Raw genomic sequence first — 19,916 nt, forward strand, 5'->3', positions numbered from 1 at the left:
CTCATCCGTGGCCGGGAGGCTGCGGGGTGCATACCAGAGGAAGTGAGACGATGAGCAAGACCTGGACCAAGACCGACTGGCGCAGCAAGCCCCGGGTTCAGATGCCGGATTATCCCGATGCGGCGGCGCTGAATGCTGTTGAGGCGCAACTTGCCAAGTATCCGCCGCTGGTGTTTGCCGGCGAGGCCCGCCGCCTGAAGGCGGAGCTGGGCAAGGCCTCGCGCGGGGAGGCCTTTCTGCTGCAGGGCGGGGATTGCGCCGAGAGTTTTTCGGAGTTCAGCGCCGACAACATCCGCGACACCTTCAAGGTGATGTTGCAGATGGCGATCGTGCTGACCTTCGGCGCCAAGGTGCCGGTGGTGAAGGTGGGCCGGATGGCCGGGCAGTTCGCCAAGCCGCGCTCGGCCCCGACCGAGAGCAAGGACGGCGTGGAGCTGCCGAGCTACCGGGGCGACATCATCAACGAGCTGGATTTCACCCCCGAGGCCCGGATCCCGGACCCGGCGAAGATGCTGCAGGCCTACACCCAGGCCGCCGCCACGCTGAACCTGCTGCGGGCCTTCTCGACGGGCGGTTTTGCCGATATTCACCGCGTCCACAGCTGGACGACGGGCTTCGCGGATGAGGACCGCGCGGCACGCTACAGAGACCTCAGCAACCGGATCCAGGACGCGCTGGATTTCATGACCGCAGCCGGGATCGACGGCGACAGTGTGCATGCGATGCAGTCGGTCGATTTCTACACCAGTCACGAGGCGCTACTGCTGGAATACGAGGAGGCGCTCACCCGCGTCGACTCCACCACCGGGCAGGTGGTGGCGGGCTCGGGCCACATGGTCTGGATCGGCGACCGGACCCGCCAGCCGGACGGCGCGCATGTGGAGTTCTGCAAGGGCATTCTCAACCCGATCGGGCTGAAGGCCGGTCCGACCACGACGGACGAGGACCTCAAGCGCCTGATGGCCACGCTGAACCCCCGCAACGAGGCCGGGCGCCTCACGCTCATCACCCGCTTCGGCGCCGGCAAGGTGGAAGAGCACCTGCCGCGGCTGATCGAGGTGGTGAAGAGCGAGGGCGCCAACGTGGTCTGGGTCTGCGACGCGATGCATGGCAACACGATCAAGTCGGACTCGGGCTACAAGACCCGGCCCTTCGAGCGGGTGCTTTCGGAGGTGCGCGAGTTCTTCGCCGCCCATCGGGCCGCGGGCTCGATCCCCGGCGGCGTGCATTTCGAAATGACCGGCCAGGACGTGACCGAATGCACCGGCGGCGTGCGCGCGGTGACCGACGAGGACCTCGGCTCGCGCTACCACACGGCCTGCGACCCGCGGCTCAACGCGAGCCAGTCGCTGGAGCTGGCGTTCCTGGTGGCCGAGGAGCTCTCGGCCCGGCGCGAGGAAGCTGCGGCGGCCGCCGCGGGCTGAGGCCCGGCCTCTCCAGACATGCGGGCGCCCCGGTGGATCACCGGGGCGTTCTGCGTTTCAGGGGGGCGGTGCGGCCTGTTCCGTCGGCGGAAATGGCTGCGCGGCGCGCAGCTGCGGCGCCCTGCGGCTCAATCGTCCTGGCCGACCGGCTCGCCTTCGGAGCGCACCAGGCGGAGGCGGGGTTTTTCGCCCCGGGGCGGCCGCGGGGGGGCGGGGATGAAGCTGGGGGCGGGTTCGGCGAAGCCGTGGGTCTCGCGCAGGCGCGCGGCCTCGGCCTCCTGGGCGGCCCTGCGCAGGCGGGCGCGCTCCTCGCGTGTCACCGGCGCGCCCAGGGTTTCCGGGGCGGCCTCGATGCGAACCGGGCGCGCCACCTCGTCCTTGATGACGAAGCGGCGCGGCGTGCGGCCCACGGGGCCGATGGTGCAGAGGCAGCCGAGGGCGCGGGTCACGTCGCCGAAATCGGAGGCCAGCGGCAGCAGGAGCATCTGGCCGTCCATCGGCGGGCGGCCCACGCCACGCTCGCCGGCCAGGGTGACGATCGCCGTGGAAGGCCCGGCGAAGACATCCTCGAGCACCCGGCTCAGGGTGGCGCGGTGCTCGGGCATGAACATCGAGGTGCAGGGCATGCCGCGCACCTCCATCCCCATCAGGTCGTTGAGGTGCATCCCCGCAAGACGGAAGCGCCCGACGCCGGGGGCGATGCGTTCGAGGATGAAGGCGTATTCCAGAGTTTCCTCGATCGCCCGCGGATCGACCTCGGCGCGTGAGGGCACCTGGCGCGGCCCGCGCAGCTCTTCCCAGTAGCGCCGGAGCGCATGGACCGCGGGGAATCGGATGTCGTTGTGATACTTCATGAGCGAAACCACCTCGCGGCCGTTATCATCTTGATGTTCCACGCCATCGCCCTCGCGCAAATTCGTACCGGCTTTATTGTCCAGGGGCGCACGGTCTGTTAACCCATGGACAGGAAAGATTACCTAAACGTTAATACCACAATGCCGGACGCATTTCCGGGGGATAATTCTTAAATGGTTAACTCCATGACAGGGTTTGCCGCCCGCTCCCAGCAGGGCAGCGACTTCAGCTGGAGCTGGGAGCTTCGCGGTGTGAACAGCAAGGGGCTGGACCTGCGCCTGCGGTTGCCGGAGTGGATCGGCGGGCTGGAGCAGGGGCTGCGCACCGAGCTGAGCCGCGCCGTCACGCGGGGCAGCATATCTCTCAACCTGCGGATCCAGCGCAGCCGGGGCGACGGCTCGATGCGGCTGGACGGCACCCAGCTGGCGCAGGTGCTGGCGGCGCTGAGCCAGATCACGCGGGAGGCGGAGCGCGCGGGTGTGGAGCTGAAGGCGCCGACCACCGCCGAGATCCTCTCGATGAAGGGCATTGCCGACGATCCGCAGAGCATGAGCGAGGGCGAGGTGGTGGCGCTGCGCAGCAAGCTGCTGGCCGACTTCCGGCCCCTGCTGGCGGAGTTCGTGCAGATGCGGGCGACCGAGGGCGCGGCGCTGCATGCGGTGATGCTGGCCCATCTCGACAAGGTGGAGAAGCTGGTGCGCGCCGCCCGCCCGGTGGCCGAGGAGCGCAAGTCGGAGATGGCGGAGAGCCTGCGGGAGAACCTGGCGCGGGTGCTGGAAAACGCCAAGGGGCTCGACGAGGCCCGGGTGGCGCAGGAGGTGGCGCTCCTGGCGCTCAAGTCCGACGTGACCGAGGAGCTCGACCGGCTGGAGGCCCATGTGGCCGCGATGCGGGCATTGCTCGGCGAGGAGGAGGCGGTGGGGCGCAAGCTCGACTTCCTTTGCCAGGAATTCAACCGCGAGGCCAACACGCTCTGCTCCAAGGCGCAGGCGGTGGAGCTGACCCGGATCGGGCTTGACCTCAAGGCCGCCATCGACCAGATGCGGGAGCAGGTTCAGAACATCGAGTGAGGGGAGAGCCTTGGCCAGACGCGGATTGCTCATCATCCTGTCGTCGCCATCGGGCGCCGGAAAATCCACCCTCGCGCGGCGGCTGATCGGCTGGGACGAGACGCTGAGCTTTTCGGTCAGCGCCACCACGCGCCCGCCGCGGCCGGGCGAGCAGGATGGGGTTCACTACCATTTCCTGAGCGAGCAGCAGTTCCGCCAGCAGGTTGCCGACGAGCAGATGCTGGAGCACGCCCATGTCTTCGGCAACCATTACGGCTCGCCCGCGGCCCCGGTGCGGGCGGCGATCGACGCGGGGCGTGACGTGCTCTTCGACGTGGACTGGCAGGGCGCGCAGCAGATCCGCAACTCCGAGCTGGGCAAGCACACGCTCTCGATCTTCATCCTGCCGCCCTCGATCGACGAGCTGCGGCGCCGGTTGATCGAACGCGGCCAGGACGAGCCCGGCGTGATCGCCAAGCGGATGCAGAAGAGCTGGGACGAGATCAGCCATTGGGACAGCTACGACTACGTGCTCGTCAACGACGACCTCGACGAGACAGAGGCGCGGCTGCGCACCATCGTCATGGCCGAGCGGCTGCGCCGCGCCCAGCAGCCCGACCTTGCGGGCCATGTCCGCGCCCTTCACGAGCAGTTCCGGGAGACCGAAGACCGATGATCTATGCGCTCGACGGCCTCGCGCCCTCGTTTCCGGAGGATGGCGACTACTGGGTCGCCCCCGATGCCAACCTGATCGGCAACGTGGTGCTGGAGAGCGGCGCCTCGGTCTGGTTCGGCTGCACGCTCAGGGGCGACAACGAGCTGATCCGGGTGGGCGCGGGGGCCAACGTGCAGGAGAACACGGTGTGCCACACCGATCCGGGCTGCCCGCTCACCATCGGCGCGGGCGTGACGGTGGGCCACAAGGCCATGCTGCACGGCTGCACCATCGGCGAGAACTCCCTGATCGGCATGGGTGCCACGGTGCTGAACCGCGCGGTGATCGGGAGGAACTGCCTGATCGGGGCGGGGGCGCTCATCACCGAGGGCAAGGAGATCCCCGACGGCAGCCTGGTGATGGGCGCGCCGGGCAAGGTGGTGCGCCAGCTGGACGAGGCGGCCATCGAGGGGCTGCGGCGCTCGGCGCTGCACTACCAGCAGAACATGCGGCGGTTCCGGGCCGGGCTGGCGGCGGTTTGAGGCGGCGATGACCCCGGCGGACATCGAAGCCCTCATCGACGCCGTGCCGATGCCGCTCATCACCATCGGGGCGGATGCGCGGATCGAGGCGATCAACGCGCCCGCCGCGGAGCTTTTCGGGCGGGTCGGGCAGGGGCGGCACTACTCGATGCAGCTGCGCCAGCCCTCCGTGGCCCAGCTCATCGAGAATGCGCTTGGCCCCGGCCATGCCGGTCAGGCGCGGATCCGGCGGGTGGAGGGCGAGGGCGAGCAGATCTTCAGTGTGCGGGCCACGCCCCTGAAGGGGCGGGTGATGCTGGCGTTCGAGGATCTGAGCCAGACCGAGGCCGCCCAGCAGATCCGCCGCGACTTCGTGGCCAACGTGAGCCACGAGCTGAAGACCCCGCTCACCGCGCTGATGGGCTTCATCGAGACCCTGCGCGGCCCGGCGAGGAACGACGAGACGGCACGGGAGCGGTTTCTGGCCATCATGGAGCGCGAGACCGCCCGGATGAACCGGCTGGTCAACGACCTGCTCTCGCTCTCCCGGGTCGAGGCCGTGGCCCGCCAGCGCCCCTCCGACGAGGTGGACGTGCCGCGCCTGCTGGCCTCGGCGCTGAACGCGCTCCGGCCGATCGCCGAGGAGGCCGGGGTCGAGGTGGTCTTTGATCTGCCCGAGGACCTGCCGCCTGTGCCGGGGGATGCCGACCAGTTGACCCAGGTTTTTACCAACCTGATCGAGAACGCGCTGAAATACGGCGCCTCGGGCAAGCGGATCGAGGTGCGGGTGACGCGCGAGGAGCGGGTGGCCTCGCTCAAGGGGCCGGCGCTGCGCTGCGAGGTGCGGGATTTCGGCTACGGGATCGACCCGATCCACATTCCGCGGCTCACCGAGCGATTCTACCGGGTCGATTCGCACCGCTCGCGGGAGATGGGCGGCACCGGGCTGGGGCTGGCGATTGCCAAGCACATCATCGCGCGGCACCGCGGGCGCTTCGCGATCGAAAGCAAGCCGGGCGAGGGCGCGCGGTTCACTGTTTTTCTGCCGGTGGGGGCGGGGCAGGGCGGCTGAAAGGGCTACGGCCAGTGCGGTACACCGAGCACCCCTTGGCTTTCGCAAGGTGCGGGCCGCGGGGACGGGCAGGCTTTTTTCACCATGCCCCGCGACATGTCATGAAACTGTTACACACGTGTCACAAAAGCCTAACACCCAGCGCCGAGAAGGGGCCCGCGAACGCCCCGCAGGAGCAGCCGGGGCGAGCCTGACATGCAACGGAGTTCCAGATGTCTTTCACCAAGCTCAGCGTTTCCACCCTCGCCGTGATGGCGGTTTCGGCCACCGCCGCCGCCGCGCGCGACGAGATCCGGATCGTCGGTTCCTCGACCGTCTTCCCCTACACGCAGGCCGTGGCCGAGCAGTTCGCCAACAACACCGGCGCGCCTTCGCCCATCGTCGAATCCACGGGCACCGGCGGCGGCATGAAGATTTTCTGCGGCGGCATCGGCGAGCAGCACCCCGACATCACCGGCGCCTCGCGGGCCATGAAGGCCTCCGAGTACGAGCTGTGCCAGCAGAACGGCGTGACCGAAGTTACCGAGGCCCTGATCGGCTTTGACGGCCTGTCGCTGGCCGTGTCGCGTTCCAACGACTTCGACTGGGACCTGTCGCTCGGCGAGATCTACCTGGCCCTGGCCGCCCAGGTGCCGGTTGACGGCGAGTGGAAGGACAACCCCTACAAGATGTGGAACGAGATCCGCGAAGACCTGCCGGCCGTCGAGATCCTGGCCTATGGCCCGCCGCCGACCTCGGGCACCCGTGATGCCTTCGTCGAGCTGGCCATGCACGCCGGCTGCGAAGAGCTGGACTATGTGAAAGAGGGTGGCTTCGACGGCGACTGGATCGGCGAGAACTGCTCGCGCATGCGCACCGACGGGCCCTTCGTGGAAGCCGGCGAGAATGACAACCTGATCGTTCAGCGCCTCGAAGCCGACGCCAACGCCATGGGCATCTTCGGTTACTCGTTCCTCTACGAGAACCTCGACAAGCTGAAAGGCGTGAAGATCGAAGGCGTCGAGCCCTCGACCGACACCATTGCCGACAAGTCCTACCCGGTGTCGCGCCCGCTCTACTTCTACGTGAAGAACGCCCACCGCGGCGTGATCCCGAACCTCAACGAGTTCATCGAAGAGTACATGTCGGACGACGCGCTGGAAGCCGGTGGCTACCTCGCCGAGCGGGGCCTCGTTGCCCTGGCCGAAGACCGCCGCATGGAGCTTCAGGACGCCGTGCTGAACGGCTCGTCGATGGCGGCTCCCACCAACTGATCCGGCACTCGTGAAATCGCCCCGGTCCGTCCGCCGGACCGGGGCACCTTTTCTTCAAGAGGTCTCCCAATGTCCGCGCTCCCGTTCCTGCTGCTGATCGTGGCGACGATTGCAGGCTATGTTCTGAACCGGCTTGCGGCACGAACCGTGCGCGACCGCGGCCAACGCCTGCATTCCATGACATCCTACCATGGGCTTTTCTCCGCCCTGCTGGTTCTGGTGCCGGTGCTCACCGTGATCCTGCTCTGGCTCGTCCTGCAGGGGCCGTTCATCGACCGGACGGTCATGGGCAACCTGCCCCAGGGCGCGCTCGACGGGCTCGACTCGGGCGGGACGCAGCTGGTGCTGGCGGAGATCAAATCGCTTTCGCAGGGCCAGGTCTTCGGAACGCCGGAGGACTGGAAGCTCGCGGCCGCCGACCACTACAACGCGCTGCATGCCCGCGCCGACTGGCTGATGGTGGCCACTGTCGCGGTGCTGTCGCTGATCATCATCCTGTTCGCCAGGAGCCGCGTCTCTGCCGAGTTCCGCGCCCGGCAGGGGGTGGAGGGCATCGTGAAGGGGCTGATGATCTTCTGCTCCACGGTGGCGATCTTCACCACGGTGGGCATCGTGCTGTCGCTGTCCTACGAAACGCTGCGCTTTCTCGACCGGGTGCCGCTGACGGAGTTCCTGTTCGGCGCCAACTGGGAGCCGCAGATCCCCTTGCGCGAAGATCAGATTGCGGCGGAAGGGGCCTTTGGCTGGCTTCCGGTCATTCTCGGCACCATCGTGATCACGGTGGTGGCGCTGGTTGTCGCGGTGCCGATCGGCCTGTTCTCGGCGATCTACCTCAACGAGTTCGCCCCGCGCCGCTTGCGCACGATGATCAAGCCGGTGCTCGAGATCCTGGCCGGGGTTCCGACGGTTGTTTACGGCTTCTTCGCGATCCTGGTCGTGGCCCCGGCGATCCGGTCCTTCGGTCAGAGCATCGGCGTCGATGTCGCTCCGAACACGGCGCTGGCCGCCGGGGGCGTGATGGGCATCATGCTGATCCCGTTCATATCGTCCTTTGCCGACGACGCGCTCTCCGCCGTGCCGCACTCGTTGCGCGACGGCGCGCTGGGCCTGGGCGCCACGCGCGGAGAGATGATGACGACCGTGCTGTTTCCGGCGGCCTTGCCCGGCATCGTCGGCGGCGTGCTGCTGGCGGTGAGCCGGGCGATCGGGGAAACCATGATCGTCGTGATGGCCGCCGGCCTCATCGCCAAGATGACGATCAACCCGCTCGACAGCGTCACGACCGTGACCGTGCAGATCGTCACCCTCCTCATCGGCGACACATCCTTTGACAACCCCAAGACCCTCGCGGCCTTCGCGCTGGGGATGATGCTCTTCCTCGTCACGCTGATGATCAACATTCTCGCGCTGCGCATCGTGCGCAAGTACCGCGAAGCCTACGATTGAGGCCGATCCAATGACCGATATCTCCACCGCCAACGGAACCGACCCCCGCCGGGCGTCCGACATCGTCGCCTCCACGCTTGGCCGGCGGCGCCGAAAGCAGGCGCGCCTGAAGTGGATCGGCATCAGCGCGATCTCGATCGCCTTCCTGATGCTCTTCATCCTGGTCGCCTCTCTCGTCAGCACCGGCTGGCAAGCCTTCACCCAGACCCATCTGACGCTGGAGGTCTTCGTCGACCCCGAGGAGATTCCGGCGGAGCGGCTGCCGCGTGGCGGCTTCGACGATGCGCTTGCCGCCTCGCTCGCAAGAATGCTGCCGGGCGTGGACATGGATGACCGCGCCACCGCCAAGGCGGTCGAGGGGATCCTGTCGAACGGGGCCCAGTTCGAGCTGCGGGACCGGGTTGTGGCCAACCCCGAGCTGATCGGCCAGACCCTCACCATGAAGGTGCCGGTCTCCGACCCCTATGACCAGCTCTACAAGGGGCTTATCGAGCGCGCCACGCCCGAGGTGAACCGGCGGGTCAAGGACAACGAGATCGCGTGGTTCGACGCGCTCACCGAGCAGGGTGCCATCAGCAAGCCCTTCAACTTCGGTCTCTTCGCCAATGCCGACTCGCGGTTTCCGGAGCTTGCGGGCCTGAAAGGCGCGCTCGTCGGGTCGTTCTGGGCGCTGCTGATCTGCTTTCTCATCTCGTTCCCGCTGGGGATCGGGTCGGCGATCTATCTCGAGGAGTTCGCGCCGAAGAACAAGCTGAGCGACTTCATCGAGGTCAACATCAACAACCTTGCGGCGGTGCCATCCGTGGTCTTCGGCCTGCTGGCGCTGGCGGTGTTCATCGGCTGGTTCGGCCTGCCGCGGTCGGCGCCCTTCGTGGGGGGGCTGACGCTGGCGCTGATGACCATGCCGACGATCATCATCGCCACCCGCGCCGCGCTCAAGGCGGTTCCGCCGTCGATCCGCGAGGCGGCCCTGGGGCTGGGCGCTTCAAAGCAGCAGATGGTGTTTCAGCACGTGCTGCCGCTGGCGATGCCCGGCATCCTGACCGGCACGATCATCGGGCTTGCCCAGGCGCTTGGCGAGACCGCGCCGCTGCTGCTGATCGGGATGAACGCCTTCATCACATCTGCGGCGGCGAGCCCGTTCGAGAGTGCGACGGCTTTGCCGACCCAGATCTTCATCTGGGCCGACAGCCCCGAGCGGGGCTTCGTCTCGCGCACGTCGGCGGCGATCTTGGTGCTGCTCGGTTTCCTGATTATCATGAATGCCATCGCGATCTTCCTTCGGCAGAAGTTTGAACGGCGCTGGTAAGGGGAAGGACATCCAATGAACGACATGCGACCGCTGGAGAGAATAGTGGACACTGACAACATCAAGATCTCGGCCAAGGGCTGTCAGGTCTATTACGGCGACACGCACGCCATCAAGGATGTGAACGTGGAGATCGAGGGCAACACGGTGACGGCCTTCATCGGCCCGTCGGGCTGTGGCAAGTCGACCTTTCTGCGCTGCCTGAACCGGATGAACGACACCATCGACATCTGCCGCGTCGAGGGCGAGATCCTGCTCGATGGCGAGAACATCTACGACAGATCGGTGGACCCGGTGCAGCTGCGCGCCAAGGTGGGCATGGTCTTTCAGAAGCCGAACCCCTTTCCGAAGTCGATTTACGACAACATCGCCTACGGGCCGCGGATTCACGGGCTGGCCAGGACCAAGGCCGATCTCGACGTGATCGTGGAAAAGAGCCTGCGGCGCGGCGCGATCTGGAACGAGGTGAAGGACCGGCTCGACAAGCCCGGCACCGGCCTGTCGGGCGGCCAGCAGCAGCGGCTGTGCATCGCCCGCGCCATCGCCACCGAGCCCGAGGTTCTGCTGATGGACGAGCCCTGCTCGGCGCTCGACCCGATTGCCACCTCCCAGGTGGAGGAGCTGATCGACGAGCTGCGCGAGCAATACTCGGTGGTGATCGTGACCCATTCGATGCAGCAGGCGGCCCGGGTGAGCCAGAAGACCGCCTTCTTCCACCTCGGCAACCTGGTGGAGTTCGGCGAGACCGGGCAGATCTTCACCAAGCCCCAAGACCCGCGCACCGAATCCTACATCTCCGGCAAGATTGGCTGATCCCATGTCCTTGACTCCCCCGAACGAACAGCACATCGCCTCGGCCTTCGACCGGGACCTGGAGGCGATTCAGGCGATGATCATGAAGATGGGCGGCATGGTGGAGACGGCGATCACCGAAGCCGCCTCCTCGCTCGACGCCCGCGACGAGGAAACCGCCGAGCGCGTGCGCAAGAACGACGAGGCGATCGACGCGCTGGAAGAGCAGGTGAACGAGGAGGTCGCGCGCCTCATCGCCCTGCGCGCCCCGGTGTCCACCGACCTGCGCACCGCGCTCACGGTGATGAAGATCTCGGGCAACCTCGAGCGGGTCGGCGACTATGCCAAGAACATGGCCAAGCGCACCGGCGTGCTGGTGCAGCTCGACCCGATCGAAGGCGCCACCACCTCGATCCGGAGGATGTGCCGGACGGTGGAGGGGATGCTGAAGGATGCGCTCGACGCCTACATCCAGCGCGACGCCGAGCTGGCCACGGACGTCCGCGACCGCGACCAGGAAGTGGACCAGATGTACAACGCGCTGTTCCGCGAGTTCCTGACCTACATGATGGAAGACCCGCGCAACATCACCGCCTGCATGCATCTGCATTTCATCGCCAAGAACACCGAGCGCATGGGCGACCATGTGACCTCGATCGCCGAGCAGGTGATCTATCTTGTCACTGGCGAGCTGCCCGACGATGCGCGGCCGAAGGAGACGGCGCCGGCTTACGAGGTGGGCAACTGAGATGAGCCGCACCGCACAACCCCTTGTGTTGGTTGTAGAAGACGAGCCCGCGCAGCGGGAGGTCCTGAGCTACAACCTGGAGGCCGAGGGCTTTGACCTGGTCAGCGCCGACAATGGCGAAGACGCCCTGCTGCTGGTCGAGGAGGAGCGCCCCGACCTGATCGTTCTCGACTGGATGCTGCCCAACCTCTCGGGCATCGAGGTGTGCCGCCGGCTGAAGCTGAAGACCGAGACGCGCGGCATTCCGATCATCATGCTCTCGGCGCGGGCCGAGGAGGTGGACCGGGTGCGGGGCCTCGAGACCGGCGCCGACGACTACGTGGTGAAGCCCTATTCGGTGATCGAACTGATGGCCCGGATCCGCGCCCAGCTGCGCCGCACGCGGCCCGCCACGATGGGCGAGCGGCTGGTCTACGAGGATATCATGCTCGACGCCGAGACCCACAAGGTGGAGCGCAACGGGCGCGAGCTGAAGCTGGGGCCCAAGGAGTTCAGGCTGCTCTCCACCTTCATGGAGAAGCCGGGCCGGGTGTGGAGCCGCGAGCAGTTGCTCGACCGTGTCTGGGGCCGCGACATCTACGTGGATACCCGCACGGTGGACGTGCATATCGGGCGGCTGCGCAAGGCGCTCGGGGCCCATGGCGGCGAGGATCCGCTGCGCACGGTGCGTGGCGCGGGTTACGCGCTGGGGTAAGGGCCTGGTCAGCCACCGCCCAGGCGCCGCCTGACGCAACCCTGAAAACGACGAAACCCCGGCCTTGGCCGGGGTTTGCCTTTTGTGGGGCCCGTGGTGCGACCGGGCGCGGCGGGCTCAGCCCTTCAGGATCGAGCGGCCGGCGTAGATGGCGGTTTCGGCCAGCTCTTCCTCGATGCGGATGAGCTGGTTGTACTTGGCCAGCCGGTCGGACCGGGCGAGGCTGCCGGTCTTGATCTGGCCGCAGTTGGTGGCCACGGCGAGGTCGGCGATGGTGGCGTCTTCGGTCTCGCCGGAGCGGTGCGACATGACGTTGGTGTAGCGCGCGCGGTGGGCCATATCGACGGCCTGCAGGGTCTCGGTGAGGGTGCCGATCTGGTTGACCTTCACCAGCATGGAGTTGGCGACGCCGCGCGAGATGCCATCGGCCAGACGCTTCGGGTTGGTGACGAAGAGGTCATCCCCCACGAGCTGCACCTGGGCGCCGATCTTGTCGGTCAGGATCTTCCAGCCGTCCCAGTCATCCTCGGACATGCCGTCCTCGATGGAGATGATCGGGTAGTCGGCGACGAGCGCGGCGAGGTAGTCGGCGTTCTCTTCGCTGCTCAGGGATTTTCCTTCGCCGGCAAACTCGTACTTGCCGTTCTTGAAGTACTCGGTGGCGGCGCAATCGAGGGCGAGGCAGATATCTTCGCCCGGCTTGTAGCCGGCCTTCTCGACCGACTTCAGGATGAAGTCGAGCGCGGCGCGGGTGGAGGCGATCTCGGGGGCGAAGCCGCCCTCGTCGCCCAGCCCGGTGGACATGCCGGCGGCCGACAGCTCGCCCTTCAGCGTGTGAAAGACCTCGGAGCCCATGCGCACCGCGTCGGCGATGGTGGGCGCCGAGATCGGCATGATCATGAATTCCTGGATGTCGATCGGGTTGTCGGCGTGCTCGCCGCCGTTGATGATGTTCATCATCGGCACCGGCAGGGTGCGGGCCGAGGTGCCGCCGACGTAGCGGTAGAGCGGCTGGCCGGTGAACTCGGCGGCGGCCTTGGCCACGGCGAGCGAGACGCCGAGGATGGCGTTGGCCCCGAGGCGGCCCTTGTTGGGGGTGCCGTCGAGCTCGATCATCGCACCGTCGAGCGCGACCTGCTCGGTGGCCTCGAAGCCCACCAGCGCCTCGGCGATCTCGCCGTTCACGGCGGCCACGGCCTCGCGCACGCCCTTGCCCTTGTAGCGGGACTTGTCGCCATCGCGCTTTTCGACCGCCTCATGCGCGCCGGTGGAGGCCCCCGAGGGCACCGCGGCGCGGCCCAGCGTGCCGTCTTCCAGGGTCACGTCCACCTCGACGGTGGGGTTGCCGCGGCTGTCGAGAATCTCGCGGGCGTGGATGTCGATGATGGTGGACATGGGGGCGGCCTCCCTTGGCGCGTGGCGTTTGCCCTACGTCATAGCAGCGTGGGGGCGTGGCGCAAGGGGCGCGCGGCAAGGAATGTGAGCGCTAACATGCCGCCGCCCGACCGCGGCAGAGGCGGATCAGCCGTTGCCGCGACGGGTGAAGCGGGCGGCGTCGTCGGCGGCGGCCTTGATGGCCTTGGACTTGTTCACGGTTTCCATGAACTCGGCCTCGGGGTCGCTGTCGTAGACAACGCCGCCGCCGGCCTGGATATAGAGCGTCTCGTCCTTCAGCACGGCGGTGCGCAGGGCGATGCACATATCCATGTCGCCATCGGCGGAGAAATAGCCCACGCCGCCTCCGTAGACGCCGCGCTTTTCGGGCTCCAGCTCGTCGATGATCTCCATGGCGCGGACCTTGGGCGCGCCGGAGACGGTGCCGGCAGGCAGGCCCGCGAGCAGGGCGGAGAGGGCATCTTCGCCGTCGTTCAGCTGGCCGACGACGTTGGAGACGATGTGCATGACATGGCTGTACCGCTCGACGATGAACTCCTCGGTCGGGCGGACGGTGCCGATTTTCGCAACCCGGCCGACGTCGTTGCGGCCGAGGTCGAGTAGCATGAGGTGTTCGGCCAGTTCTTTCTCGTCGGAGAGCAGGTCGGCCTCGAGAGCGCGGTCCTCATCCTCGTTGGCGCCGCGCTTGCGGGTGCCTGCGATCGGGCGGATGGTGACCTCGCCTTCGCGCAGGCGCACGAGGATCTCGGGCGAAGCGCCGATGACCTGGAAGCCGCCGAAGTTGAAGAAGAACATGAAGGGCGAGGGGTTGGTGCGCCGCAGCGAGCGGTAGAGCGCGAAGGGCGGCAGGGCGAATTTCTGCGACCACCGCTGCGAGGGCACGACCTGGAAGATGTCGCCCGCGCGGATGTACTCCTTGGCCTTCTCCACGGCGGCCTTGTAGCCCTCATGGGTGAAGTTCGACACCGGCTCGGGCGTGACATGGGCGGCCTCGAGCTCCCGGCTTTCGCCGGAGAGGCCACGGTCGAGGTCGCGCAGGGCATCCATCACCCGCTCGGCGGCCTGGGCATAGGCGGCCCGGGCCGAGAGGCCGGAGGCGGTGAAGGCGGGTGAGACGAGGGTGACCTCGCCCTTCACGCCGTCGAGCACCGCCACGACGGTGGGGCGCATCATCACCGCATCGGGCAGGCCGAGCGGATCAGGCGGCACGTTGGGCAGATGCTCCACCAGGCGGATCATGTCGTAGCCCAGGTAGCCGAAGAGGCCCGCGGCGGCAGAGGGCAGACCCTGGGGCAGGGAGATGCGGCTCTCGGCCAGCAGGGCACGGAGACTGTCGAGCGGGGCCGCGGTCTCGGGCTCCCAGCTGTCGGGGTCGAAGCGGGCGTTGCGGTTGATCCGCGCGGCTGCGCCGTGGCACTGCCAGATCAGGTCGGGCTTGAGGCCGACGATGGAGTAGCGGCCGCGCACCTCGCCGCCGGTCACCGATTCCAGCATGAAGCTGTCTTCGCGGGCGCCGGCGAGCTTGAGCATCAGCGAGACGGGCGTGTCGAGGTCGGCGGCGAGCCGGGTGTAGACCACCTGGTTCTGGCCCGCCTCCCAGGCGGCGGCGAAGGCCTCGAAGCTCGGTTCGATCGCGGTCATGGGGATTGCGTGGCGATCTGGGAGTGGACCTGGGCGAGCGCGCCGTTGTCGATTTCGACGCCGGCGCTCGCGGCGACTGCCGAGGCGAAGGCCGAATAGAGATCGACCGAGAGCGACTGGGCGGCCTGCTGGGTGAGCAGTTGCGAGAGCAGCGCGATGCGCTCGTTCTCCATGTCGACCGGCTGCACGCCGGTGAGCTGGAGCAGGTAGACCTTGCCGAAGCCCTCGAGGATGGCGCTGCCGCCCTCCTCGAGCTCGAAGGCGGTGGTGACCAGCGCGGGCGGCGTGCCCTCGATGAAGGCGTCGCGGGTCTGGCCCTCGGCCTCGTCGACCGGCGCGGCGGAGGACGACAGCGGCGCGCCGGCCTCGATCTGGGCCTGAAGCTCGGCGGCCTGCACGCGCAGGCGCTTCTCGGTTTCCTGCGCCTCCCAGCCGGCCAGAACCTTGGGGCGCACGGCGTCGATCTCCTGCACGCGGGGATCGAGGATTTCGTCGAGGCGCATGGCGAAGATGCCGCCGTCCTCGAGCCGGATCACGGTTGGGAAGTCATCGTCGGTCAGGGTGAGGGCCGCGTCGCGGAAGGCGTTGTAGTTGGCGATGTCCTCGCCGGAGGCCTCCCACCAGTCGATGCGGCGAAGCTCGAGCTCGGTTTCCTCGGCCAGTTCCTCCAGCGTGGCGCCTTCGGCGAGCCTGTCCTCGATCTCGATCTCCATGTCGGAGATGACCCGGCGGGCACGCTCCTGCGCCAGCTCCTCCACCAGATCGGCCCGGGCCTCCTCGAAGGGCACGTCGACGGCGGCGAGGATGCCGTTCATCCGGAAGAGCGCGGGGCCGAGGTCGGTGGGGAAGGGGCCGGCGACGCCGGGCTCCGAGAGGCCGAAGACGCCCTCACCGGCCTCGCCGGGCAGCGCGGCCCGGGTCACCTCGCCGAGGTCGACATCTTCCAGCGTGAGCCCGCGGGCCTCGACCAGCGACTGGAAGGTGGCGGAGCCGTCATCGAGCTGGGCCTTGGCCTCGGCGGCGGCCTCGTCGGAGGGGAAGATCAGCCGTTCGACCAGCCGCCGTTCGGGCTGGCGGAACTCCGACGCCTTGCTCTCGTAGAGCTTGCGGGCGGAGTCCTCGTCGATCTCAACGGTGTCCACCAGCATCTCGGGCAGCACCCAGGCGTAGGTGATGCGCTTCATCTGGGGCAGGGTGAAGTCGGCGGTGTTTTCCTGGTAATAGGCGGTGAGCTGGGCGTCGGAAGGCTCGGGCAGCGGCTCGGCCAGCTGGTCGGCGGAGAAGGTGGCCCAGCGGAAGCTGCGGCGCTCGCCGAAGTAGCCCAGGAGCGCGTCGATCTGGGTGGTGGGCGCGGGCACGCCGCCGACGACGGCGCCTTGCAGGATGGTGCGGGCGGTGTCCTTGCGGACGCCGTTCTCGAATTCCTCGACCGACATGCCGCGGTTGCGCAGCACGCCCTGGTAGGCGGCGCGGTCGAACTTGCCGTCGATGCCCTGGAAGGCAGGCGCGGCCAGCACCTGCTCGCGGACCCGCTCGTCGCCCACGGAGAGGCCGATGCGGGCGGCCTCGTTGTCGAGCGCGGCGCGGTTGGTCAGGCGGGTGCGGACGCGCGACAGCACGCCCAGCTGCTCGGCATCGGCGATCGAGATCTGGCGACCCTGCTCGCGCTCCTCGGCGGAAATCTCGGACACCAGCTCGCGGTAATACTCGTTCACCGGGATCGGCTCTTCGCCGACCTTGCCGATGGCGTTGATCGAGCTACCAAAATTTGTGACGCCGAAGCCGCCCAGACCGAGGATCAGGAGGCCCATCAGCACCCAGATCACGATGTTGCCCGCCTTCTTGCCCGCGCTCTGTGCCATTGCTCCGCCCGTATGCTTGGTTCGCAGTTGGCGTTTGTTATCCGGGCCGTGCCGGAGGGGCAAGAGCGGGGGCGATCAAACCCCTTTGAAATCGCAGAGCCGGGCAGCCAGCTGGGCGATGCGCGGGGCGTCGAGGTTGGCGAAGGCCACGCGCAGCGCGGCGCGGCCGGTGGCGTCGCCCTCGGGCGAGAAGAAGGTGCCGGGCAGGGCCAGGACGGCGGCCTCGCGGGCGAGCGCCTGGGCGACGGTGGTGGCGTCGGTGGCGAAGGGATGCTCGATCCAGGCAAAGAAGCCGCCCAACCCGGCGAGGCGCCAGCCTTCCCCGGCCAGCGCAGGGGCGGCGGCGCGCATGGCGGCCTGCCGGGTCATCACCTCGTCGCGCTGGGAGGCGACCCATTGGGCGAGGTTCCGGAGCCCCCAGAGCGCGGCCATCTGGCCCAGCGGGGTGGGGCAGATGGTGACGGTGTCGATGAACTTCTCGATTTCGGCCAGTCGAGCGGGAGATGTGGCCACCGCGCCCACCCGGTGGCCCATCAGGCGGAAGCTCTTGGAGAAGGAGTAGATGTGGATGAGCGTGTCATCCCAGTCCGGATCCTCGAAGAGCCCGTGGGGCGCGCCGGGGGTGGCGGTGAAATCGCGGTAGGTCTCGTCGACGATGAGCGCGAGGCCGCGGGCGCGGGCGAGGTCGCGGAAGGCGGCGAGGGTCTCGGGCGGATACTCGGCGCCGGTGGGATTGTTGGGCGTGACCAGCACGATGGCGCGGGTGCGCTCGGTGATGAGCGCCGCCGCCTGCTCGGGATCGGGCAGGAGATCGGTGCCGCAGGGCAGCGGCACGGTGCCGATCTGGGCCATGTCGAGCCACATTTTATGGTTGAAATACCATGGGGTTGGCAGGATGACTTCATCCCCCGGCCCGGCCAGCGAGGCCAGCGTGGCGCAGAAGGCGTGATTGGCGCCGGAGGTGATGGCAAGCTGCGCCGCCGACACCCTGCCGCCGTAGGTGGCGGAGATGTTGGCGGCGAGTTCCTCGCGCAGCGGCCCCAGGCCCAGCACGGCGCCGTATTGGTGGGCGCTGTCGTCGCGAAGCGCGGCCTCGGCGATCACCCGGCGCAGTGCTTCGGGGGGCGGGTCGGAGGGCGCGGCCTGGCCTGCGTCGATCAGCGGGCGGTCGGGCGTGAAGCTGAGGCCCGCAAGCCAGCCCTTGGCCTCGACGACGGGCGAGCGGAAGGTGCGGGCGGTGGGGGCGAGCGCCACGTCAGTCCTTGCCCCGGAAGGGCTGGACATATTGCAGGGCCATGTCCCAGGGGAAGAAGATCCAGGTGTCCTGGCTGACGCCGGTGATGAAGGTATCGACCATCGGCTCGCCCTGGGGCTTGGCGTAAACGGTGGCGAAGTGGGCGCGGGGGTAGAGCCGGCGCACCAGCTCGAGGGTCTTGCCGGTGTCCACCAGGTCGTCGACCACGAGGATGCCCTCGCCATCGCCCATCATCGCCGCGTCGGGGGCCTTGAGCACCTTGGCCTCGGTGCGGTCCTGGTGGTCGTAGCTCTTGACCGAGATGGTATCGACGGTGCGGATGTCGAGCTCGCGGGCCACGATCATCGCGGGCGCCATGCCGCCGCGGGTGATGGCCACGACGGCCTTCCAGGCGCCGGCATCGGGGCCCTTGCCGTCGAGCCGCCAGGCGAGTGCCCGGCTGTCGCGGTGGATCTGGTCCCAGGACACGTGGAAGCCTTTTTCGTGGGGCAGGCGGTCGGACATCGGTTGTTCCCTCGTGCAGCGTTTTGCCTCTCTTAGCCTCGCAGCGGCACTGACGTCGAGAGGGGCCGGGCCTTTTGCGGTGCGAAATGAGGCGAAGACGGCGGTGCCGGCAGGGGGGCGAGCGACGGCGCGATGGCAGTCGGTCAGGGGGAAACCGAGATGCGGAAGGCGACCTGCTGCGCCACGGCGCGGTTGAACACGCGCTCGGTGTCTTCGAGCAGCTCGGTGGTGTGCTCGGCCATGTTGGGCCATGCCGTGAAAAGCTCGGGCTGGTCGCGCAGGGCGGCACGGAGGGCGGCGCAGAGCTCCAGCATGGCCTCGGGCGGAAACCAGGGGCCGTCGCGCTCAGGCACGTAGGGGCGGCGCATGTGCTCGGGGATGGCCTCGTTCATCTCGTCGAACTCCGCCTGGGACAGGCCGATGTAGGCCTCGAGCGGGGCAAGGCCCGCGTCGATGAAGATGTCGGGGAAGGGCGGGGCGTCGAACAGGGCGAGATCGAGGTAGTCGTCCCCCATCACCGCAGGGTCATCGGGGTCGAAAACCGGCCAATACTCGGGCATGGTGCCGGATCACTCGCCCTTGCGCTTGGTGACCACGTCGATATCGGGTGCGTCCACCGCCTTCATGCCGACGGCGTGGTAGCCGGCGTCGACGTGGTGGATCTCGCCGGTCACGCCGGAGCCGAGATCGGACAGCAGGTAGAGCGCGGATTTGCCCACGTCCTCGATGGTCACGTTGCGGCGCAGCGGCGAGTTCAGCTCGTTCCACTTGAGGATGTAGCGGAAGTCGCCGATGCCGGAAGCGGCGAGGGTCTTGATCGGGCCCGCGGAGATGCCGTTGACGCGGATGCCGTCCTTGCCGAGGTCTTCGGCGAGGTAGCGCACCGAGGCCTCCAGCGCGGCCTTGGCAACGCCCATGACGTTGTAATGGGGCATGACCTTCTCGGCGCCATAATAGGTGAGGGTCAGGCAGGAACCGCCGGATTTCATGAGCTTTTCGGCCCGCGCGGTGCAGGCGGTGAAGGAATAGACGGAGATGTCCATGCTCATGCGGAAGTTCTCGCGGGAGGTATCCACGTAGCGGCCGCGCAGCTCGTTCTTGTCGGAGAAGCCGATGGCGTGGACATAGAAGTCGAGCCCGCCCCATTCCTTCTCGATCTGGGCGAAGCAGGCATCGACGCTGTCCATGTCGGTCACGTCGCAATCGGCCATGAGGGTGCAGCCGAGCTGCTCGGCCAGCGGGGTGACACGCTTCTTGAAGGCCTCGCCCTGGTAGGTCAGGGCCAACTCGGCGCCAGCGTCGGCGCAGGCCTTGGCCACGCCCCAGGCGATGGACTTGTCATTGGCGAGGCCCATGATGAGCCCGCGCTTTCCTGCCATCAATTGTGACGTCATCGGAGCCCTCCGTCGCTTTCAGCCCTGCTCCCTTTAGGGCAAGCCGG

At 67.8% G+C, this 19,916-nt stretch carries 19 protein-coding genes; 11 read left to right on the forward strand and 8 right to left on the reverse strand.

The window, feature by feature from the left end; genetic code table 11:
• Nucleotides 1-50 precede the first annotated feature (50 nt).
• The gene (locus tag BUR94_RS05795) at nt 51-1,424 is read left to right on the forward strand and encodes a class II 3-deoxy-7-phosphoheptulonate synthase (RefSeq protein ID WP_074255282.1); all 1,374 of its coding nucleotides are present in this window, start codon (nt 51-53) and stop codon (nt 1,422-1,424) included.
• Nucleotides 1,425-1,552: 128 nt separating this feature from the next.
• Here the strand turns inward: BUR94_RS05795 and BUR94_RS05800 are convergent, their stop codons facing one another.
• Nucleotides 1,553-2,320, reverse strand: coding sequence for a PAS domain-containing protein (locus BUR94_RS05800; RefSeq protein WP_074257599.1), 768 nt, complete (start codon nt 2,318-2,320; stop codon nt 1,553-1,555).
• A gap of 132 nt (nt 2,321-2,452) precedes the next feature.
• Here BUR94_RS05800 and BUR94_RS05805 point away from each other — a divergent pair, with 132 nt between their 5' ends.
• The 10 genes from BUR94_RS05805 to phoB all read left to right on the forward strand — a co-directional run bounded on the left by BUR94_RS05805 (nt 2,453) and on the right by phoB (nt 11,818).
• Entirely contained in the window at nt 2,453-3,349 is an 897-nt protein-coding gene (locus BUR94_RS05805; RefSeq protein WP_074255283.1) for a YicC/YloC family endoribonuclease, read from the forward strand.
• 10 nt (nt 3,350-3,359) lie between these two features.
• Nucleotides 3,360-4,004: a guanylate kinase gene (gene gmk, locus BUR94_RS05810; protein WP_074255284.1), complete on the forward strand. Its 645-nt coding sequence runs from the start codon at nt 3,360-3,362 to the stop codon at nt 4,002-4,004.
• Complete coding sequence (locus BUR94_RS05815; protein WP_074255285.1) at nt 4,001-4,525, forward strand: gamma carbonic anhydrase family protein; 525 nt, start codon at nt 4,001-4,003, stop codon at nt 4,523-4,525. The genes gmk and BUR94_RS05815 overlap by 4 nt, the downstream gene beginning before the upstream one ends.
• A gap of 7 nt (nt 4,526-4,532) precedes the next feature.
• On the forward strand, nt 4,533-5,576 hold the full coding sequence (locus BUR94_RS05820; RefSeq protein WP_074255286.1) for a sensor histidine kinase: 1,044 nt from the start codon (nt 4,533-4,535) through the stop codon (nt 5,574-5,576).
• 212 nt (nt 5,577-5,788) lie between these two features.
• Nucleotides 5,789-6,829 carry a substrate-binding domain-containing protein gene (locus BUR94_RS05825; RefSeq protein WP_074255287.1) on the forward strand — a complete coding sequence of 347 codons (1,041 nt, stop codon included), beginning with the start codon at nt 5,789-5,791 and terminating at the stop codon, nt 6,827-6,829.
• A 69-nt stretch (nt 6,830-6,898) separates the two neighbouring features.
• Nucleotides 6,899-8,275 carry a phosphate ABC transporter permease subunit PstC gene (gene pstC / locus BUR94_RS05830; RefSeq protein ID WP_074255288.1) on the forward strand — a complete coding sequence of 459 codons (1,377 nt, stop codon included), beginning with the start codon at nt 6,899-6,901 and terminating at the stop codon, nt 8,273-8,275.
• Between the two features lie 10 nt (nt 8,276-8,285).
• Nucleotides 8,286-9,584 carry a phosphate ABC transporter permease PstA gene (gene pstA, locus BUR94_RS05835; protein ID WP_074255289.1) on the forward strand — a complete coding sequence of 433 codons (1,299 nt, stop codon included), beginning with the start codon at nt 8,286-8,288 and terminating at the stop codon, nt 9,582-9,584.
• A 15-nt stretch (nt 9,585-9,599) separates the two neighbouring features.
• A complete protein-coding gene (gene pstB, locus BUR94_RS05840) occupies nt 9,600-10,397 on the forward strand; it encodes a phosphate ABC transporter ATP-binding protein PstB (RefSeq protein WP_074255290.1) in 798 nt (265 codons plus the stop codon).
• Nucleotides 10,398-10,401: 4 nt separating this feature from the next.
• Nucleotides 10,402-11,124 (forward strand): phosphate signaling complex protein PhoU, encoded by a 723-nt coding sequence (gene phoU, locus BUR94_RS05845; protein WP_074255291.1) that lies wholly within the window; start codon nt 10,402-10,404, stop codon nt 11,122-11,124.
• A 1-nt stretch (nt 11,125) separates the two neighbouring features.
• Nucleotides 11,126-11,818 (forward strand): phosphate regulon transcriptional regulator PhoB, encoded by a 693-nt coding sequence (phoB, locus tag BUR94_RS05850; protein WP_074255292.1) that lies wholly within the window; start codon nt 11,126-11,128, stop codon nt 11,816-11,818.
• 117 nt (nt 11,819-11,935) lie between these two features.
• Here the strand turns inward: phoB and eno are convergent, their stop codons facing one another.
• The 7 genes from eno to fabI all read right to left on the reverse strand — a co-directional run bounded on the left by eno (nt 11,936) and on the right by fabI (nt 19,869).
• A complete protein-coding gene (gene eno / locus BUR94_RS05855) occupies nt 11,936-13,213 on the reverse strand; it encodes a phosphopyruvate hydratase (RefSeq protein ID WP_074255293.1) in 1,278 nt (425 codons plus the stop codon).
• A gap of 126 nt (nt 13,214-13,339) precedes the next feature.
• Nucleotides 13,340-14,854 carry an anthranilate synthase component I gene (trpE, locus tag BUR94_RS05860; RefSeq protein ID WP_074255294.1) on the reverse strand — a complete coding sequence of 505 codons (1,515 nt, stop codon included), beginning with the start codon at nt 14,852-14,854 and terminating at the stop codon, nt 13,340-13,342.
• Nucleotides 14,851-16,716, reverse strand: a complete 1,866-nt coding sequence (locus BUR94_RS05865; RefSeq protein WP_074255295.1) for a SurA N-terminal domain-containing protein — start codon at nt 16,714-16,716, stop codon at nt 14,851-14,853. The genes trpE and BUR94_RS05865 overlap by 4 nt, the downstream gene beginning before the upstream one ends.
• A gap of 75 nt (nt 16,717-16,791) precedes the next feature.
• Entirely contained in the window at nt 16,792-18,000 is a 1,209-nt protein-coding gene (locus BUR94_RS05870) for an aminotransferase (RefSeq protein ID WP_074255296.1), read from the reverse strand.
• Nucleotides 17,972-18,475 (reverse strand): xanthine phosphoribosyltransferase, encoded by a 504-nt coding sequence (gene gpt / locus BUR94_RS05875; protein ID WP_074255297.1) that lies wholly within the window; start codon nt 18,473-18,475, stop codon nt 17,972-17,974. The genes BUR94_RS05870 and gpt overlap by 29 nt, the downstream gene beginning before the upstream one ends.
• 143 nt (nt 18,476-18,618) lie before the next feature.
• Nucleotides 18,619-19,035: a hypothetical protein gene (locus BUR94_RS05880; protein WP_074255298.1), complete on the reverse strand. Its 417-nt coding sequence runs from the start codon at nt 19,033-19,035 to the stop codon at nt 18,619-18,621.
• A 9-nt stretch (nt 19,036-19,044) separates the two neighbouring features.
• Entirely contained in the window at nt 19,045-19,869 is an 825-nt protein-coding gene (fabI, locus tag BUR94_RS05885; RefSeq protein WP_074255299.1) for an enoyl-ACP reductase FabI, read from the reverse strand.
• Between the last annotated feature and the right edge of the window lie 47 nt (nt 19,870-19,916).

It is taken from the genome of Vannielia litorea (assembly GCF_900142295.1).
In the GTDB taxonomy this organism is placed as follows: Bacteria; Pseudomonadota; Alphaproteobacteria; order Rhodobacterales; family Rhodobacteraceae; genus Vannielia; species Vannielia litorea.